General features: G+C 39.6%; 2 protein-coding genes and 2 pseudogenes. All 4 read right to left on the reverse strand.

Annotated elements, in window-relative coordinates; genetic code table 11:
• Positions 1–252, reverse strand: a pseudogene (locus RTK36_RS14380) (ABC transporter permease); the annotation flags it as partial.
• Positions 236–931 (reverse strand): ABC transporter ATP-binding protein, encoded by a 696-nt coding sequence (locus RTK36_RS14385; RefSeq protein WP_312047932.1) that lies wholly within the window; start codon positions 929–931, stop codon positions 236–238. The gene RTK36_RS14385 and the pseudogene RTK36_RS14380, both read right to left, overlap by 17 nt.
• A gap of 61 nt (positions 932–992) precedes the next feature.
• On the reverse strand, positions 993–2,222 hold the full coding sequence (locus RTK36_RS14390) for a sensor histidine kinase (protein ID WP_312047933.1): 1,230 nt from the start codon (positions 2,220–2,222) through the stop codon (positions 993–995).
• A pseudogene (locus RTK36_RS16610) lies at positions 2,219–2,304 on the reverse strand (DNA-binding response regulator); the annotation flags it as partial. The pseudogene RTK36_RS16610 and the gene RTK36_RS14390, both read right to left, overlap by 4 nt.

Consider the following 2,304-nt stretch of genomic DNA (forward strand, 5'->3'; position numbering starts at 1 on the left):
CCAAGACGATGCCACAACCTCAGGCCGTGCAGAAATCAACCTTGCTTCTTCCTCGCTGATTTCCTTAAACGACACATGCCAATTCCCATCCTCCATACGCGCTTGCATAATCTGACTTCTAATAAACATATCTGCCATTCCGAAAATAACCGTAACCAGAAACACTGCTATAACAATGCAAAATATGGACATTCTATTTTGTTTTTTATGGACTTTCGAAGAAATGGGTACAAGGTCAAGATAACTTTTCATCGACTTTCCCTCCCAAATCCGTTATTACACCATCCTTTACATGCAATACCCTGTCCACTGATGCAGCCAAGTTCATATTATGGGTAATCATTAAAATCGTCTGCTGATAGTGACGAGATGCCCGAATCAACAAATCCATAACGTCCTGACTATTTTTACTATCTAAATTTCCCGTAGGCTCATCAGCCAAAATCAATTTGGGTCGAGTAATCAAAGCTCGCCCAATTGCAACCCTCTGTTGCTGTCCCCCCGATAGCTGGCTGGGCAAGTGATGGCGGCGATCCTTCAAACCTAACACTTCCAAAATTTCATCTACTGTCTCCCGTTCCGGTTGACGATAATCTAAAAGAATGGGAAACGCTATATTTTGTTCCACAGTTAACTCAGAAACCAACTGAAAAGACTGAAACACAAAGCCGATATTACGGCGCCTAAAAATAGTGCGCTGTTCCTCTTTCATAGAAAACAGTTCTTTTCCATCAATATAGATGTTTCCGTAAGTAGGGGTGTCCAAAGCACCGATACAATTTAATAATGTGCTCTTGCCTGAACCGGACTCGCCCACTACCGCCAAAAATTCACCCTGTTCCACCGAAAAAGATACGTCCCTTAAGGCTTCAACCCGATTTTCACCAGAACCATAAGTTTTGCTTAAATGTTCAATTTTTAATACTTCCATCCTTTAACCCCCTTTCCTATAAGCATAGCAGATAAACCTTACATTCAGGTGAATCATAATCTTACAGTTCTGTAAGGAAGGATAGTATAAATACAGTTCCCTGGTCAATACTGCTTTGAACAGAAAGAACGCCTCCCTGTTCCTCAATAATAGATTTTGCCAAAGATAGACCAAGTCCCACACCTTGGGTATCAAGAGATTTTTTGCTGCGATAGAACCGCTTGAAAATATGATGCAAATCCTGAGAAGCGATGCCAGCTCCGTTGTCTTTTATAAAAATTCGGGTCACAATTGGCGTGCATTCCCATGAGATATAAATCTTCCCGCCCCCAGAAGTATGGTCTAAAGCATTTTTCACTATATTCCCTATTGCTTCTCTGGTCCACTGCTTATCACAAAACACAGTTTCTTCCGTTAAACCATCCAAGAGAATATCTTTTCCCTCTTTTTCCGCCCGGGTGGTCAATTCTCGAATTGCTTCTTTTACCAATTCTAAAATTCCATAGTGATACCTTTCAAAAACAATATTGCCTGCATCTAATCGGGTAATTTTCAACATAGATTGTATCAATTGTTCCATACGCTCCAGTGCTTGCCCTATTTTATCTGAATATTCTTTTACTACGACTAAATTCTCTGGCTCATCAGAAATAATTTCATGGTACATGGAAAGGGCTGTAAGGGGAGTTTTCAATTGATGAGAAATATCAGCTATTGTATTTTTGAGAAATATCTTTGCCTTTTGTTCTGTTTCACTTTTTGATTGTAATATAGTTGAAAGCTGCTCAACAGATGCAAAAAGACGATAAATTGACCCCTCGTTCATTTGGGGCATATGGTGAGTAAAATTCCCTTCTACAAAATGCGCTATTACCTGTATCCCCTGCTGATAAAGCCTATCCCTTTTCCGGAAGAAGAAAGATGCACCACCAAAGAGCACAACGGTCAAACAAATCCCCATCAGTAACATGGAATGTCGTGTTGTATTTTGAAGCACATTCATAAACGGTAAAAATCTGATTGAGGTACGCTCCGTTAATCCAATGCTTATAAGTAAATCATTGCCCTGTTGACTAATTTGGGTATTGGTGATTGCTTGAGCAACCACATCTTTTGGAATCCCCTGTTCTAAGAGCGACGTGGCAACAGCATTATTATGAGAAAGAAATAGATTTTCTATTGCCTTTGCCTGTATGGCATCTAATATCCCTCCGCAAAGAAAAAGTAATAAACCAAAAAAGAGGAGAAAGAAAAAGAAATATCTTATCTGTTTATCCCGAAACAAATTCATAATGATACCTCTCTCCATTGATATCCAAATCCACGTACTGTTATTAAATGCTCCGGATTGGAGGGATCAACCTCTATTTTTT

The organism is Anaerotignum sp. (assembly GCF_031981185.1).
In the GTDB taxonomy this organism is placed as follows: domain Bacteria; phylum Bacillota; class Clostridia; order Lachnospirales; family Anaerotignaceae; genus Chakrabartyella.